The sequence below is a fragment of the Janthinobacterium algoris genome (genome assembly GCF_051380935.1).
Classification (GTDB): Bacteria; Pseudomonadota; Gammaproteobacteria; order Burkholderiales; family Burkholderiaceae_D; genus Janthinobacterium.
Genome location: NZ_JBNYXZ010000009.1, coordinates 129,899 through 145,998 on the forward strand (window position 1 = coordinate 129,899; position 16,100 = coordinate 145,998).

Genomic DNA, 16,100 nt, shown 5'->3' on the forward strand with positions numbered 1-16,100 from the left:
CACACCCTTCAGGAGAAACGCATGAGCGACATGATCACCGATTGTGAAAGTTTGCTGGGCCAGAGCAGCTTGTCCGGGCCCGATGGCCGGCGTGGTTTCCTGAAGGTGGCACTGGGTACGGGCTTTGCCGTGGCCGTATTGCCCGTGGCGGCGCAAAACGTCATCAAGACCGATTCCGTCGGACTCGTCACGGCCAGCGTGTCCGTCATGGTGGATGGTCAGGCCGTGCCCGTGTATGCGGCGCAACCACAGGGCAAGACGGGCTTGCCCGTGGTCTTGGTCATTTCGGAAATTTTTGGCGTGCATGAACATATTGCCGACATGGCGCGCCGTTTCGCCAAACAGGGTTATCTGGCGCTGGCGCCCGATTTGTTCGTGCGCCAGGGCGACCCTACCAAGGTGGGCAGCATCCCGGAATTGATGAAAGGCATCATCGCCAAGACGCCGGACGCGCAGGTGATGACGGACCTCGATGCTGTTGTTGCGTGGGCGAAACAGAATGGCGGCGACACGAGCCGCCTGGGCATTACGGGTTTTTGCTGGGGCGGCCGCATCACCTGGCTCTACGCGGCGCACAATCCGGCCGTCAAGGCGGGCGTGGCCTGGTATGGCCGCCTGGTGGGTGAACCGACCTCCTTGCAGCCGAGCAACCCCATCGATATCGCCGCCAGCTTGAAAGTTCCCGTGCTGGGCTTGTATGGCGGCAAGGATACGGGCATCAGCCAGGAATCGATCGGCAAGATGCAGGACGCGCTGGCCAAGGGTGGCAACAAGTCGGAATTTGTCGTCTACCCCGATGCGGGCCACGCCTTCAACGCCGATTACCGGCCCAGCTATGTGGCGGCCGATGCGAAAGACGGCTATGCGCGTTGTTTAGCCTGGTTTAAAAAGCATGGCGTTGCCTGAGGTTGCCAGCTGAATGGCGCTAAAAGTGCCTGATTGTCACAGTTTTTCATCAGTTGCCGCGAAAGGCGTACCGGGCTGTAAAATGCCCGGTTCGCGTCAATGCAGTACAATTGCATCTTCATCGCGCTACGCTGCCGCCAAACGCGCAAAAAATTAAATAACAGATAACAACGCATTCATCAGGCCAGACGCCAGTATTGCGGGCGCCAGTGACCCGGCGCCATTTTGAGGTAAGAAAATCATCGATCCCGTCCTTATATCCATTTTGCTCGCGACCACAATCGCGGGCGTGTTGAGCATTACTGCGGCGGCGATCTTTTCGTTTGCATTCTTGTCCAAAGTGGTCGAGCGCATGGTCAGCTTGTCCGTTGGCATCATGTTGTCGACGTCCCTGCTGCACGCCTTGCCCGAAGCGTTCGAGTCGCAGGCCGATCCGCGCAGCCTGTTCGCCACCCTGCTGGCGGGCTTGCTGGCCTTTTTCATGCTGGAAAAATTCGCCATCCTGCGCCATTCGCACCACCATGAAGGCGACGGCCACCACCATGCGCACGGCCACGACAAGCACGAGGCGGGCAAGGCCGGCTGGATGATCCTGGTCGGCGACGGCATGCATAATTTCACGGATGGCATCCTGATCGCCGCCGCCTTCCTGGCCGACCCGAAGCTGGGCCTGGTGACGGGCCTGGCCATCATCGCGCATGAAATCCCGCAGGAAATCGGCGATTTCATCGTGCTGCTCAATGCGGGTTTCTCGCGCCTGCGCGCCTACATCTTCAATCTGCTGTGCAGCCTGATGGCGGTGGCCGGTGGCTTGCTCGGCTATTTCACCCTGGACCGCGCCAGCAATTTGATTCCTTACGTGCTTGTGTTCGCCTCGTCCGGCTTTATCTATATCGCCTTGAGCGACCTGATGCCGCAGATGCAGCGCCGCGCCACCCTGCGCGAAACCATTCCGCAAGTGCTGTTGATCGCGCTGGGCGTGTGCATCGTGCTGTTCCTGACGCATAAGCGCCACGGCGGTTGATGCGCCGTTCTACCGGCGCAGTGCTACCTATGCTATATTGCCTTTTTGACTAACTTGAACAGAAAGGAGGAAAATATAATGGAAGAAAACTTGTTGCTCGCCTTGTGGCGCGCACGCTCTTTAAGCGCATTTGCCAGCTCTTGCCCACGTTCTATCGCGCTGCGATAACCTGGCCAGAGCAAAGTTACCCTCCTAGACGAGTCCTTTCCTGGTACTCCGTTGTCGTTAGCGCTCCTGTTAACGCGGATGCTTGCATCCCGAACAAAGACAAGAGCCATGACTACCCTTATCTCTACCCAAGCTTTACAGCTGGATACCCACGACGGTTTCCTCTTCAACGAACTCGCCTTTACCTTGCGCCAGGGCGACCGCATCGGCCTGATCGGCCACAATGGCTGCGGCAAATCCACCTTGCTGGGCTTGCTCAGCGGCAGGCGGGAAGCGACGTCCGGCACCATCCATGTCGCCCGTGCCTGCCGCCTGCAGCACGTGGAGCAGCATTTGCCGGCCGAACTTGCCAGCCTGAGCCTGTACGACGCCTTGCTGGCGCCCGTGCTGGAGCAGCCCGAGCTGCATTGGCGGGTCGACAGCCTGCTGGCCGAACTGGGTTTTGACGTCGAGACGGCGCAAGTGCCCGTGCATTCTTTGTCCGGCGGCCAGCACACGCGATTGCTGCTGGGAAGAGCCTTGCTGCAAGAGCCGAACGTGCTACTGCTGGACGAACCGAGCAATCACCTGGACTTGCCGTCGCTGCTGTGGCTGGAGCAATTCCTGTTGACATGGCGCGGCGCCTTCATCCTCGTCTCGCACGACCAGCGCCTGCTCGACAACGTGACCACACGCAGCTGGATCTTGCGCGATAGCCGCCTCTACGATTTCGACTTGCCGTGCGGCCCCGCGCTGGCGGCGCTGGCCGAGGCGGACGTGGCCGCTGCCGCCCGGCATACGGCCGAACAGAAGGAAATCGACCGCCTGGCCGTCAGCAGCACTCGCCTGGCACTGTGGGGCAAGATTTACGATAACGTCGGCATGGCGCGCAAGGCTAAAAGCATGCAGCGGCGCATCGACAAGTTGCAGGACGAGCAATCGTTCGTCAGCGATGGCGCGCCCTGGTGCTTGAGCCTGCGTGGCAAGGCGCTGGCGGCCGACCAACTGCTGGCGCTCGATGGGCTGGACGTGCGCGCCGTACCTGCTTCGCCGCTGCTGTTCCAGGTCGGCCAGCTGTGGCTGAAACCGGGCGACAGGGTCGCCTTGCTGGGCGCCAACGGCAGCGGCAAATCGTCCCTGCTGCGCCTGTGCTGGCAAGCGATACAGGCGCAGGACGAGCGGGCTGACTTATGCTATCACCGCGCCGCCCATATCGGCTATTACGACCAGTCGCTCAAGCAGCTGGCCGACGATGCGGATTTGTCCGATGCCTTGTATCCGTTTGCCGTGCAAAACGAGGCGGCGCGTAGTCAGGTGGCGCGCAAGCAAGCCTTGATTGCGGCCGGCTTCCCGTATGCGCGCCATGGCCAGACGGTGGCGACCCTGAGCGGCGGCGAGCGGGCGCGGCTGCTGTTTCTGGGGCTGTCCCTGGCCAGTTATCACTTGCTGCTGCTGGACGAACCCAGCAACCACCTGGACATGCAGGGCAAGGCGGAACTGGGGCAAGCCCTGCGCGGCTTTGAAGGAGGCTGTCTGCTGGTGTCGCACGACCGCGACCTGATCGAGGCGGCGTGCAACCGTTACTGGGTGGTGGCCGATGGCCAGCTGGAAGAGTGGCCGGATGCCGCCAGCGCGTATGCACGCCTGAGCGCGGAAGATGGGCAGGCGTCGTTACCGGTGGCGCGCCTGGAGCTCGCGTCGCCTGTTTCAGCGCAAACCGATGTCGATCTGCAACTCGAGCGCTTGTGCGAACTGGAGCAATTGCTGGCCGAGGACCTGGCCCGCAAGCCGCGCCACCAGAAGCCGTCCAGCCAGCTGGCGTGGCAGGCGGAACTGGAACGGCTGAATCAAGCGCTGGGGATAAGGTCGTAGCTATCCAAGGGTGAAAAAAATGGCGGGCCGCATGGTCCGCCACTATTTAGTTGCCCGTCGCCACCGGCCGTGCCGGATCGGCGCACCATTCGCTCCACGAACCGGGATACAGGGCGGCGCCAGGCAGGCCGGCCACTTCCAGGGCCAGCAAGTTGTGGCACGCCGTCACGCCGGAGCCGCACTGCAGGATGGCCGTTTGCGGTGAGGCTATCAAGGCGCTGAAGTCGCGCTGCAGTTCGTCGGCGCTTTTAAAACGGCCATCCGCCTGCAAGTTATCCTTGAAGAAACGGTTTTTCGCGCCGGGGATGTGGCCGCCCACGGGGTCGATGGTTTCGTTTTCGCCGCGATAACGGTCGGGGGCGCGCGCGTCGATGACGCTCAAGGCCTGGGTTTTCAGGTTCTCAATCACGTCCTGCACGCTGACCGTGCGCGTCAGGCTGGGCTTTTCCGTGAGCTTGCCCGCTGCGCGCGTTGCCACGGGCGTGACCAGCGGCAAGCTTTGCGCCTGCCAAGCGGCCAGGCCGCCGTCGAGCACGGCGACGGCCGGATGGCCGACCCAGCGCAGCAGCCACCACACACGGGCGGCGAACATGCCGCCCTGGCCGTCATAGGCGACGACTTGCGTGTCGTCATTGATACCCCAGTCGCGCAAGGTGGCCAGCAGGACATTGCGATCCGGCAAGGGATGCCGGCCGGTAAAGTCCGCGCCGCGCGCCGTCTTGGGGCCGGACAGGGCCGTGTCGATATCGGCGAACTGCGCGTTCTGGATGTGGCCGGCGGCAAACGCAGCGCTGCCAGCCGTGGGGTTGAGCAAGTCGTGGCGGCAATCGAGGATGACCCAGTTGCTGTCTTGCAGGTGGCTGGCCAGTTCGTGGCTATTGATCAAGGTCGTATACAAGGTAATCACTCCTTACACTTCGCTGGCGATGGGATCCGTGCGCGCGATGGCGGCGCCACGGGCCGTGTTGCGGGTATTGTAATAGGTTGCCGCGATACCGGAGGCGAGGATGATGCCGATGCCAGCCCAGCCATGCCAGTCGAACAGGTCGCCAAAGATCACTACGCCCCAGAAGCTGGAAAAGACGATGCCCGTGTATTGCAAATTAGCAACAACGAGGGTCTTGCCCAAGCGATAGGCACGCGTCATGGCCATCTGCGCCATGGTGGCGCACAGGCCGATGGCGGCCAGCAAGCCGATGCCGTAGCCGCTCGTGTGCGCGTGCCAGACGACGGGACCGCCGCCGGCGCTGGCTACGTGGCCGATCACGCCAGCGAGGAAATTGACGACCGAGAAATAAAACACGACCCTGTATTCGGGTTCGCCCAGCAAGCCCAGCTTGCGCACCTGCAAGTAGGCGAGGGCCGAGAGCATGCCGGAAATCAAGGCCGTGATGGCGCCGGCCAGCTGGTCCGACTCGAACACGGGTTGCAGCAGCAGTGTCACGCCGACAAAGCTCATGGCAATCGCGGCCACCAGCGGCCACTCGACCTGCTGCATGCCTTTCCACCAGCCACCGGCCAGCAGGATCACGGCGATCCAGATGGGTGCCATGTAATTGAGCGTCATGGCGGTGGCCAGCGGCAGGATGGCGATCGCATAAAACCACAGCCACAGGGCGATCACGCCCACCACGCCGCGCCACAGATGCTGGCCCGGCATCGTGGTTTTAAAACTGCCGCCCTGGTACAAAATCGTGCAGCCCATGACGGTCATGCCGATGATGCCGCGGTACATGACGATTTCGGAGGTCGAATACATGTCCGACGCCAGTTTGACGCACACGCCCATGATGGCAAACATGAAACTGGCGAATAACATCCACAAAGACTGCATGAGTAATCCTGACGACGAAAATGAAAAAGGCCGCGCAATGCGGCCCTTGAGGGAATTACAGCTCGATATTGTTGCGGTACCACTCATGGAAGTGCTGCATGCCATCTTCCATCGGTGACTGGTAAGGCCCCACTTCGTTCTCGCCGCGCGCCATCAGGGCCTTGCGGCCCGCATCCATGCGCAGGGCGATTTCATCGTCCTCGACGCAGGTTTCCATGTAGGCGGCCCGTTCTGCCTCGACGAAGTCGCGTTCGAACAACACAATTTCTTCCGGGTAATAGAACTCCACCACATTGCGCGTCTTTTGCGGGCCGTCCGGCCACAGGGTCGAGACGATCAGCACGTGCGGATACCATTCGACCATGATGTTCGGATACAGGGTCAGCCAGATGGCGCCATACGGCGGCACTTCGCCACCGCGAAATTGCAGCACTTGCTCCTGCCATTTTTTATATGCCGGGGAACCGGCCTGCTGCAGGCCGCGGTGCACGCCCACCGTTTGCACGCTGTAATCCTTGCCGAATTCCCAGCGCAGGTCGTCGCAGCTGACAAAGCTGCCCAGGCCCGGGTGGAACGGTTCCACGTGATAATCCTCGAGGTAAACTTCGATGAAAGTCTTCCAGTTGTAGTCGCACGCGTGGATTTCCACGTGGTCGAACATATAGCCGGAAAAATCGAGGTCTTTCGAGACGGACAAATCTTTCAATTTTTCCATCACGTTGTAGCCATTTTGCTCGAACAGCAAGCCATTCCAGCTTTGCAGCGGCGTTTTCGACAGGTTCAGGCACGGCGTCTCGGGGAAGTGCGGCGCGCCGATCAATTCACCCTTGAGGTCGTAGGTCCAGCGGTGCAGCGGGCAGACGATATGGTTCGCATTGCCGCGGCCATTGAACATCAGCGCCTGCCGGTGGCGGCACACGTTGGACAGCACTTCGATGCCATTGGCGTTGCGCACGAGCATGCGCCCTTCGTTCTCAGACGCCAGGGTCGCAAAATCGCCGGTTTCCGGCACCATCAGCGCATGCCCGACATAACGCGGGCCGGCTTGGAACAATTGCTGCATTTCACGCTGCAACAGCGTTTCGTCAAAATAGACGTGGACCGGAAGTTGCGCGTTTGAACGCGCCAGCTTGGCGTGAGTTGCCAGATCGGACATCCCAACCCCCCATAAATGTACAACGGTCAGCAGTGCCCCAGGCCTATCCCTGGGCAACCGCTACAGAGAGAAAGAATCCGCAAAGACCTGAATTCAAATTTGTTGAAACGGTATTTCGGACAGAACCGGCGATTATAGCGCGTATCGGTCCCGGCATTGCCAAACCCCTCCGGCAAAATAGTCTATTAATGAGAAACATTGTCATTTGCCGTGCAATTTCCGGTCGATGGGGGCGATTGCGCTAGAATGCACTGCCAAGCTGACAACGTCTTTCCCTTCGAGCACGCCGATTGCGCTTTAGTTTTCACTTAATAGTGTGGTTTGTTCTAAAATAACGCTTCTATGCTGGCCGGGAGTCCCCGGCGTCTCCCTACATACCCCTCGTGCCACGAAGAGATCTGAGTCTATGTCGAAGAAATTAACTGCCGCTGCCGCAGCGCCGGCCTCGTTTGAAGAGGCAATGGCGGAACTGGCGCAGCTGGTAACGCAAATGGAAGCGGGTCAGTTGCCGCTGGAAGCATCGGTCGCGGCGTATCAGCGCGGCTCTGAACTGGTCAAGTATTGCGCCACCCAGCTCGATAGCGTCGAAGCGCAGGTGAAAGTACTGGAAGGCGACATGTTGAAACCGTTCGTGGATGCCGGCGAGGCCGCGCAATGACGGCCAGCGTGCAGCAAGACGGCGTGACCTTCGGCGACTGGATGCAAAACACGCAATCCGGCGTGGAAGGCCGGCTCGACCAGTTTTTACCTTCGGCAGACACCGTGCCGCACAAGCTGCACGCGGCCATGCGCTACGCGCTCTTGGGCGGCGGCAAGCGCGTGCGCCCGCTGCTGGTGATGGCGGCCGGCGAATTGTTTGATGCCGATCAAGAAACCCTCGCGCGCGCAGCTTGCGCGCTGGAAATGATTCACGTGTATTCGCTGGTGCACGACGACATGCCGTGCATGGATGACGATGCCTTGCGCCGTGGCAAGCCCACCGTGCACATCGCCTACGATGAAGCGACGGCCTTGCTGGTCGGTGACGCGCTGCAATCGCAAGCGTTCACGCTGCTGGCCGACGGCGCGGCGATTCCACCGGCGCGGCAAATGGCCATGCTCAAGCTGCTGGCGCACGCGTCTGGCTCGGCTGGCATGTGCGGCGGCCAGGCGATCGACCTCGAGAGCGTTGGCCTGGCTTTGAGCTTGCCACAGCTGGAACAGATGCATCAACTCAAAACGGGCGCCTTGCTGCGCGCGGCCGTGATTCTCGGCGCGCTGGCCGGCAAGGACTTGACGCCAGACGAGATGACGGCGCTGAACGCCTATGCGCGCGCCGTCGGGTTGGCGTTCCAGGTGGTCGACGACGTGCTCGACGCGACGGCCGATTCGGCCACCCTGGGCAAGACGGCAGGCAAGGATGCGGCCGCCAACAAGCCCACCTACGTATCGATACTGGGGCTGGAACCATCGACAGCCCTGGCAGAACAATTGCGGTGCGACGCCCATGCGGCGCTGGCGCCATTCGGGGCCAAGGCACGCCGTTTGCGCGAGCTGGCGGACCTGGTCGTGCAGCGGAAGGCATAAATGAAACTGTTAGAAACCATCAATGAACCAGCGCAAGTGCGCAAGCTGGCCCGCTCGCAACTGGTGCCGCTGGCGCAGGAATTGCGTAGCTTCCTGCTCGACTCCGTTTCCAAGACGGGCGGCCACTTGTCGTCCAACCTGGGCACGGTCGAGCTGACCGTCGCGCTGCATTACGTGTTCAACACGCCGCACGACCGCATCGTGTGGGACGTGGGCCACCAGACCTATACACACAAGATTTTGACGGGCCGGCGCGAGCGCATGCACACCCTGCGCCAGAAGGACGGTATTTCCGGCTTCCCGAAACGCGACGAGAGCGAATACGACACCTTCGGCACGGCGCACTCGTCGACGTCGATCTCGGCCGCGCTGGGCATGGCGCAGGCTGCCAAGATCAAGGGCGACCCGCTGCACGCGATCGCCGTGATCGGCGACGGTTCGATGACGGCCGGCATGGCCTTCGAGGCGATGAACAACGCTGGCGTGCAGGAAGACATCAACTTGCTGGTGATTTTGAACGACAACGACATGTCGATCTCGCCGCCCGTCGGCGCGCTGAACCGCCATCTGGCACGTCTGATGTCGGGCCAGTTCTATGCGGCAGCCAAAAATGTCGGCAAGTCCGTCTTGCCCGGCCCCGTGCTGGAACTGGCGAAGCGCTTTGAGGAGCACGCCAAAGGCATGGTCGTGCCTGCCACCATGTTCGAGGAATTCGGTTTCAATTACATCGGCCCCATCGACGGCCACGACCTCGATTCGCTGATCCCGACCTTGCAAAATATCAAGCAATTGAAGGGTCCGCAATTCCTGCACGTGGTCACCAAGAAGGGGCAAGGCTACAAGCTGGCCGAGGCGGAACCGATCCTGTACCACGGCACGGGCAAGTTCAATCCGCTGGAAGGCATCAAACCAGCCACGGCACCGGCCAAGATGACGTACACGGAAGTGTTCGGCAACTGGCTGTGCGACATGGCCGCGCACGACAAGCGCCTGGTGGGCATCACGCCGGCCATGCGCGAAGGCTCGGGCATGGTGAAGTTCGAACAGCAATTCCCGAACCGCTATTTTGACGTCGGTATTGCCGAGCAGCATTCCGTGACGTTTGCCGCCGGCCTGGCTTGCGAAGGCTTGAAACCCGTCGTGGCCATCTATTCCACCTTCCTGCAGCGCGCCTACGATCAGCTGATCCACGACGTGGCCCTGCAAAACCTGGACGTGACGTTCGCGCTGGACCGCGCCGGCCTGGTGGGCGCCGACGGCGCCACGCACGCGGGCAATTACGACATGGCGTTTTTGCGCTGTATCCCGAACATGGTCATCATGGCCGCGTCCGACGAAAACGAATGCCGGCAAATGCTCACCACGGGCTACCATTATCCTGGCCCGACCGCCATCCGCTATCCGCGCGGCGCCGGTGCCGGCGTGGCCATCGTGCCGGAATTGACCAGCATAGCCATCGGCAAGGGCGAGCTCAAGCGCCAGGGCAAGCGCATCGCCATCCTGGCCTTCGGTTCCATGGTGGCGCCGAGTGTCGCGGCGGGTGAAAAGCTCGACGCAACGGTGGCCAACATGCGTTTCGTCAAGCCGCTCGACGTGGCGCTGGTGAAACAGCTTGCCGCTGAGCACGATTACCTGGTGACGGTGGAAGAGGGCTGCATCATGGGCGGCGCCGGTTCGGCCGTGGCCGAGGCCTTGGCGGCCGAAGGTATCGTCAAGCCGATTTTGATGCTGGGCTTGCCGGACGTCTTTATCGACCACGGCGACCCCGTGCAACTGCTGAAAAGCGTGGGCCTCGATGCCACCGGCATCGCCGCGTCGATCGAGCAGCGTTTCCCAGCAGCAGGGCCGCGCCTGGCGATGGTCAGCTAAGACGCTCAAGCAAGATGATAGCGGCACTGCGGTGCCGCTATTTTTGCCCGCAGGAATCTTACGCTGCACTGCAACATTTATCCTCCGGGAATGCTACGATGACGCTTTGATACCTTCTCAAAGTCCACCTTGCATTTCAGCAAACTCCACCGCCGTGTGCGCGTACTGGTCGGCCGCTGGCTGACGGGCATGCACGCCTACACCGATACTCTGTCGCAGCGCCGTCCCCTGTGGATGGTCACGCTGGCCATCGACGAAACCAATCTGTCCGAAGGCTTGCGGGCCGCCTGCGCCTCCAGCGCCATGTTGTTGCTGGGTCTGCTATTCGACCACCCCGATTTTTCCTGGGCCGCCATCGGCGCCTTCTGGACGTGCTTGGCGGACGCGGCCGGCACGCGGCGCATGCGCTTCGTCTCGATGCTGGGTTTCGGCTTGCTGTCCACCGTGGCCGGCGGCTTGACGGCGCTGGCGGCCGGCCATGGCGTGGCGGCAGCGGCCATCGCCGTGCTGCTGTTTTCCTGGGCCGGCGCGCTGGCGCGCATCTGGGGGGCGGCCACGGCGCAAGTGGCCATCTTGGCGGCCACGGCCTGCGTGGTGATGGTCACGCATCCGCTCGCATCGATGACGCAGACGGCGCCTTTCCTGGGGCTGTACATGTTCGGCTGCCTGTTTGCCACCGTGCTCAGTTTTACCGTCTGGCGCATCCACCCGTTCGGCCCGAGCAGGCACGCCATCCGCGCCGCGTATTCGCGCCTGGCCGGCATCGCGCGCGACAATGCGCGCTTCCTCGAACATAACGCGGTGCAGGCGGACGTTGCCGCGCATGGCGCCAGCTACCGTTCGCAGGCGCGCGCCGCGCTGGAAGCGGCACGCGTGGCGCTGGCCGCCGTGCCACCCGCGCGCGCGGGTCGCAGCACCCTGTACGACAACCTGCTGCTGGCGCTCAGCGACGCCGAGCGCATCTTCGCCTATTTAATCGCCGTCACGCATACCTGCGAGCGCGAGCAGCAGCGCCTGCGCCAGGACCCGCGCGCCCGGCGCAGCCTGGAAGTGATGGCCGTGCTGCTGCGCCGCCTGGGGCAAGCCGTGCAGCGCCAGCCGGAAACGCCGCCACTGGAATTGCAGCGCCGTCTGGCTGGCTGCGGACGGCGCCTGGAGGCGGCGCTGGGCGCCTTGCTGCCGCTGCGGCTGAACGTGGACTTCATGGAACTGGGCTTGCCGCGCGCGGCGCAGCTGCCGTGGCGCGAGGCGGCTTTCCTGGCGCTGGGGCAGGCGTGGCAAACGGCGAAAGTCAACGCCACGCCGCAGTCGCTGAGCTGGCGCCATGCGGCGCGCGTATCGCTGGCGACGACGGCCGGCTTCCTGCTGGTCGAGGTGCTGCATATTCCGTTCGGCTACTGGGCTACCATGGCCACCTTGCTGATCTTGCAGCCATCCGTGTCGACCACCTGGCCGCGCGGCATCGAGCGCGTCGCTGGCAGCGTGCTGGGCGCCGTGCTGGCCGTGCTAATCGGCCTGGCGGTCCACACGCCGCTGGCGATCTCGCTGGTGGTGTTTCCCCTGATCGTCGCCACCATGGCCTTGCGCCGCGTCAGCTACAGCCTGCACGTGCTGTTCATGACGCCCGCCTTCGTGCTGGTGGCCGACTATGCGGCGCCGGCCAGTGAGATGGTGTACGCGCTGAGCCGCCTGGGCAACAATGTGCTCGGCTGCGTGCTGGCCCTGCTGGCCACGTTTTTCCTGTGGCCGGACCGCGAGGCGGATGACCTGGACCAGCGCCTGGCCAAGGCCGTGTCGGCCAACCTGAAATACCTGCTGGCCGTGCTGGCGGCGGGCGGACGCTGGGATAGCGCCATCGCTCGCCTGCGCCGCGAGGCGGGGCTGGCCAGCAATAACGCCGAACAAGTGCTGCAACGTCTGCGCATCGAGCGCCGCCTGGACCGCAGCGCCGGTGTGGGCCTGGCGGCGCTGCGCACCTTGCCGCTGCTGCGCCGCGTGGCGGGCAGCACGGCGCGCATCAGTTTGAGTCCCCAGGCCGAGCCGGCGCCGCCCGAATTGCAACAGTGGATTGCCGAGGTCAGCGGGGAAATCGATGCCCTGCTGCGCGGTGATTCCGGCGCCCCTGCGCCCGGCCCTTGCATCAGCGAGGTGCTGACGCCTTTGCAGGCCGACGCCGTGGCCCAGGTGCAGCTGCTGCGCGGCTTGCTGCGCGAGCATGTGCTGGCGATGGAGAACGGCGCGCGGTGAGCTCCTCGCGCTGTAGCGTTTTCCCGGCGTGGTGTAGCCGCTCGGCCGGCTGCGCCCGCAACCGGCCTCTACTGCTTGCGGCGCCAATATTGTATAGACGTTTGGCGCCTCCCAATCTCTCCAAATTCCACATTCCAAGGGCTTTCCCGATATATTTTTCAAACTGGAAATTTATCGAAAGGAAACGTTGACTCTAAAATAAGTGCGGTCTATATTCGTTTTTGTAGCAAGCAAAGATGAAATTTCTTATGACTGATCTGACGCGATTGCTTGGTTTGCCTGAGGCAATAGCTCGCATGGAGAGTAGTAAATGAAAAAGATTGCCGCATTTATTTTTCCCTGGGATTGAGTGCTTCCTATGCCATCGCTTCGGATATTGGCTGCTCTAGCTGTGAGGAGGAGCTGCGGGAATGCACGATGATGAATGGCGACAGATCCCCATTTTGTATCGGCAGTTACAAAGCCTGCCTGAGAGTGTGCGAAATCGGCGCCTGATAGCCGTGCATTGCGAGGCGGCCGGCAAGCGCATGCTGCGTCGGCCGCCCTCGATCACTTACGTCTCTGACACTACCTATGATGCAGAAAAAAATTAAGACTATCGCCATGTATGGCTTGATCCTGGCCGCCGGCCTGGGCAGCGGTTATGGCCTGTCCTTGTTGCCCGGCTTGCTCAAGTCGAATTACACGGAGGGGAATTACGCCGCGTATTTCCCGAATGCCCAGGCGAAGGTGGTGTTGTACGGCACGGACTGGTGCGGCTATTGCGCCAAGACGCGCGCGTACTTCAAGGAAAACAAGATCGAATTCGTCGATCTCGATATCGAGAAATCACCGGAAGCGAGAAAAGCCCATGAAGAACTCGGCGGCGGCGGCGTGCCCGTGGTGTTGATCGGCAACCGCAAGATCCAGGGTTTCAATACGGGCGCTCTGGAAGCGGCGCTGAAGAAAATTTGATTACCGAATGGCGCGTACGGGACGGCGCGCCATGGATGTTGCCCATCGTCTGACATTTTTACAAAGGAGTACCAATGTTCAAAAAACTGGGTTTCTTTTTGTTTGCCATGGGCGTCAGCGCGTCGTATGCGATGGCCAGTAGCACCGCCGACATATCGGAATGCCAGGCCGAGTGCTATATGGCGTTCGATGCCTGTGTCCTGGAGTTCAAGGTTCCTGGATGCGTGCGTATCAATAAAGAGTGTCTGCAGCGCTGCAGCTAGCAAGCGCCTGTCAGCCTGATAAAGTAAGGCGATGCTGTTTGACGGGCATCGCCATTTTTTATTTTATCCCCGCGTGCGGTCATGCCGCCACAACACGTCGCTGCCGCCGGCAAAGCGGTTCAGCACGCGTGACAGCACGAACAGCAGGTCGGACAAGCGGTTCACGTACTGGCGCGGATGTGCGTGCAGGGTTTCCGCATTGGCCAGCGTGACGATGCTGCGCTCGGCGCGGCGGCACACGGTGCGGCACACATGCGCCAGCGAGGCGGCGCGCGATCCGGCCGGCAGGATGAATTCATTCAAGGCCGGCAAGTCCGCATTGTATTTTGCCAATAGCGCATCGAGGCGCAGCACGTGTTCTTCCTTGATCAGCTGATAGCCGGGGATGCAGATTTCTCCGCCCAGGTCGAACAGATCGTGCTGGATGGCCACCAGCTCTTCGCGCAAGGCGTCGGGCATGGCTTCGCACAGCAGCAACCCAATATTCGAGTTCAGTTCATCCACGTCGCCCATGGCGTGGATGCGGGCGCTATCCTTGCTGGTACGGCTGCCGTCGCCCAGGCCGGTGCTGCCATTATCGCCAGTGCGCGTGGCGATTTTCGAAAGTCGCTTACCCATGATGCTGATCCTGTCAAAGAAGAATGGGGCAGCATACGACACTGCGCACCGCCTGGCCGCGGATTTGCCTGCAAATTGGACAAAAAATGCGCTGCACGCCACTTTTGTGCTTACAATCGTTGCACGCCCATGCCTTTTTGCCCCCATCTCATGCTCAATGCTGCCCCTGAATCCGGATTGACCGCCGCGCGCCAACAAACCGTCGTCGCGGCCCTGCTGGCCGTGCTGCCGGCCCGCTGCGTGCTGTCCGAGGCCGAAGATACGCGCCCGTATGAATGCGACGGCCTGGCTGCCTACCGCCAGCTGCCGATGGTGGTCACCCTGCCAGACACGGAAGAACAGGTCATCGCCATCCTCGGCGTCTGCCGCGAGTTGAAAGTGCCGATCGTGCCGCGCGGCGCCGGCACGGGCTTGTCGGGCGGCGCCTTGCCGATCGCCGACGGCGTGGTGCTGTCGACGGCGCGTTTGAATCGCATCGTGCGCCTCGATGCGTATGCGCGCACGGCCGTGGTGCAGCCGGGCGTGCGCAATCTGGCCATTTCCGAAGCGGCGGCACCCTACGCCTTGTACTACGCGCCCGACCCCTCGTCGCAGATTGCCTGCAGCATCGGCGGCAACGTGGCGGAAAACTCGGGCGGCGTGCATTGCCTGAAATACGGCTTGACCGTGCACAATGTGCTGCGCGTGCGCGTCGTGACGATTGATGGCGACGTGCTGGAACTGGGCGGCGAATGCCTCGACTCTCCGGGTCTCGACCTGCTGGCTGTCTTCATCGGTTCCGAAGGCATGCTGGGGATCGTCACGGAAGTGACGGTCAAGCTGATCCCGAAACCGGCCACGGCGCGTGTCATCATGGCGTCGTTCGGCGACGTCGTCACGGGCGGCAATGCCGTGGCCAACGTGATCGCCGCCGGCATCATCCCGGCCGGGCTGGAAATGATGGACCAGACCTCCTCTCGCATGGTCGAACCGTTCGTCAAGGCCGGCTACGACATCGACGCGGCGGCCATTTTGCTGTGCGAAGCGGATGGCACGCACGAAGAAGTGGAAGAGGAAATCGCCCGCATGACGGCCGTGCTGGAAGGGGCGGGCGCCAGCGCCATCGCCGTTTCGCAGTCGGAAGCGGAGCGCATGAAGTTCTGGTCCGGCCGCAAGAACGCCTTTCCCGCCGCCGGGCGCATCTCGCCCGACTACTACTGCATGGACGGCACCATCCCGCGCAAGCGCCTGGCGGAAGTCCTGACCGGCATCGCCGGCATGGAAACGACGCATGGCTTGCGCTGCGCGAATGTGTTCCATGCGGGCGATGGCAATCTGCATCCTTTGATCCTGTTTGACGCCAACAAGCCCGGTGAATTCGAGCGCGCCGAAGCGTTTGGCGCGGACATCCTGGCCCTGTGCGTGGCCGTCGGCGGCACCATCACGGGCGAGCATGGCGTGGGCATGGAAAAGATCAATTCCATGTGCGTGCAATTTACGCGCGCCGAACTCGATGCCTTCTTTGCCGTCAAGCGCGCCTTCGATCCCCACACCTTGCTGAACCCGGACAAGGCGATTCCCACCTTGAACCGCTGCGCCGAATTCGGCAAGATGCATGTGACGGCGGGGCGACTGCCATTCGCCAACCTGCCCCGTTTTTAATTT

The 16,100-nt window shown here is 62.1% G+C and carries 16 protein-coding genes; 11 read left to right on the top strand and 5 right to left on the bottom strand.

Going from position 1 to position 16,100, the window contains the following annotated elements:
- Positions 1-21 precede the first annotated feature (21 nt).
- Positions 22-906, top strand: coding sequence for a dienelactone hydrolase family protein (locus ACQ4W7_RS15180; RefSeq protein ID WP_426074447.1), 885 nt, complete (start codon positions 22-24; stop codon positions 904-906).
- Between the two features lie 153 nt (positions 907-1,059).
- On the opposite strand, the gene ACQ4W7_RS15185 is transcribed toward ACQ4W7_RS15180, so the two are convergent.
- On the bottom strand, positions 1,060-1,260 hold the full coding sequence (locus ACQ4W7_RS15185; RefSeq protein WP_436531657.1) for a hypothetical protein: 201 nt from the start codon (positions 1,258-1,260) through the stop codon (positions 1,060-1,062).
- Here ACQ4W7_RS15185 and ACQ4W7_RS15190 point away from each other — a divergent pair.
- Positions 1,172-1,930: a ZIP family metal transporter gene (locus ACQ4W7_RS15190; protein ID WP_051959370.1), complete on the top strand. Its 759-nt coding sequence runs from the start codon at positions 1,172-1,174 to the stop codon at positions 1,928-1,930. The genes ACQ4W7_RS15185 and ACQ4W7_RS15190 overlap by 89 nt on opposite strands.
- Positions 1,931-2,206: 276 nt before the next feature.
- Positions 2,207-3,949 (top strand): ABC-F family ATP-binding cassette domain-containing protein, encoded by a 1,743-nt coding sequence (locus ACQ4W7_RS15195; RefSeq protein ID WP_436531492.1) that lies wholly within the window; start codon positions 2,207-2,209, stop codon positions 3,947-3,949.
- Positions 3,950-3,995: 46 nt separating this feature from the next.
- On the opposite strand, the gene ACQ4W7_RS15200 is transcribed toward ACQ4W7_RS15195, so the two are convergent.
- Genes ACQ4W7_RS15200 through ACQ4W7_RS15210 form a run of 3 tightly spaced genes read right to left on the bottom strand, consistent with a single transcriptional unit; the run spans position 3,996 to position 6,939 of the window.
- Positions 3,996-4,847 carry a sulfurtransferase gene (locus ACQ4W7_RS15200; protein ID WP_436531494.1) on the bottom strand — a complete coding sequence of 284 codons (852 nt, stop codon included), beginning with the start codon at positions 4,845-4,847 and terminating at the stop codon, positions 3,996-3,998.
- Positions 4,848-4,859: 12 nt separating this feature from the next.
- Positions 4,860-5,783, bottom strand: coding sequence for a DMT family transporter (locus tag ACQ4W7_RS15205; protein ID WP_436531496.1), 924 nt, complete (start codon positions 5,781-5,783; stop codon positions 4,860-4,862).
- A 55-nt stretch (positions 5,784-5,838) separates the two neighbouring features.
- Complete coding sequence (locus ACQ4W7_RS15210; protein WP_426074452.1) at positions 5,839-6,939, bottom strand: aromatic ring-hydroxylating oxygenase subunit alpha; 1,101 nt, start codon at positions 6,937-6,939, stop codon at positions 5,839-5,841.
- Between the two features lie 406 nt (positions 6,940-7,345).
- On the opposite strand from ACQ4W7_RS15210, the gene ACQ4W7_RS15215 reads away from it, so the two are divergent.
- The 7 genes from ACQ4W7_RS15215 to ACQ4W7_RS15245 all read left to right on the top strand — a co-directional run bounded on the left by ACQ4W7_RS15215 (position 7,346) and on the right by ACQ4W7_RS15245 (position 13,838).
- Positions 7,346-7,597 (top strand): exodeoxyribonuclease VII small subunit, encoded by a 252-nt coding sequence (locus tag ACQ4W7_RS15215; RefSeq protein ID WP_046683420.1) that lies wholly within the window; start codon positions 7,346-7,348, stop codon positions 7,595-7,597.
- A complete protein-coding gene (locus ACQ4W7_RS15220) occupies positions 7,594-8,505 on the top strand; it encodes a polyprenyl synthetase family protein (RefSeq protein ID WP_426074454.1) in 912 nt (303 codons plus the stop codon). Before ACQ4W7_RS15215 ends, ACQ4W7_RS15220 begins: the two co-directional genes overlap by 4 nt.
- On the top strand, positions 8,506-10,374 hold the full coding sequence (gene dxs / locus ACQ4W7_RS15225) for a 1-deoxy-D-xylulose-5-phosphate synthase (protein ID WP_436531499.1): 1,869 nt from the start codon (positions 8,506-8,508) through the stop codon (positions 10,372-10,374).
- Between the two features lie 189 nt (positions 10,375-10,563).
- A complete protein-coding gene (locus ACQ4W7_RS15230) occupies positions 10,564-12,621 on the top strand; it encodes an FUSC family protein (protein WP_436531650.1) in 2,058 nt (685 codons plus the stop codon).
- Positions 12,622-13,031: 410 nt separating this feature from the next.
- The gene (locus ACQ4W7_RS15235) at positions 13,032-13,214 is read left to right on the top strand and encodes a hypothetical protein (RefSeq protein ID WP_436531501.1); all 183 of its coding nucleotides are present in this window, start codon (positions 13,032-13,034) and stop codon (positions 13,212-13,214) included.
- Positions 13,195-13,575, top strand: coding sequence for a glutaredoxin family protein (locus ACQ4W7_RS15240; protein WP_426074458.1), 381 nt, complete (start codon positions 13,195-13,197; stop codon positions 13,573-13,575). The genes ACQ4W7_RS15235 and ACQ4W7_RS15240 overlap by 20 nt, the downstream gene beginning before the upstream one ends.
- A gap of 74 nt (positions 13,576-13,649) precedes the next feature.
- Positions 13,650-13,838 (top strand): hypothetical protein, encoded by a 189-nt coding sequence (locus ACQ4W7_RS15245; RefSeq protein WP_436531503.1) that lies wholly within the window; start codon positions 13,650-13,652, stop codon positions 13,836-13,838.
- 63 nt (positions 13,839-13,901) lie between these two features.
- Here the strand turns inward: ACQ4W7_RS15245 and ACQ4W7_RS15250 are convergent, their stop codons facing one another.
- Complete coding sequence (locus ACQ4W7_RS15250; RefSeq protein WP_436531505.1) at positions 13,902-14,456, bottom strand: cob(I)yrinic acid a,c-diamide adenosyltransferase; 555 nt, start codon at positions 14,454-14,456, stop codon at positions 13,902-13,904.
- 150 nt (positions 14,457-14,606) lie between these two features.
- On the opposite strand from ACQ4W7_RS15250, the gene ACQ4W7_RS15255 reads away from it, so the two are divergent.
- A complete protein-coding gene (locus ACQ4W7_RS15255) occupies positions 14,607-16,097 on the top strand; it encodes an FAD-linked oxidase C-terminal domain-containing protein (protein WP_426074461.1) in 1,491 nt (496 codons plus the stop codon).
- Positions 16,098-16,100: the final 3 nt, after the last annotated feature.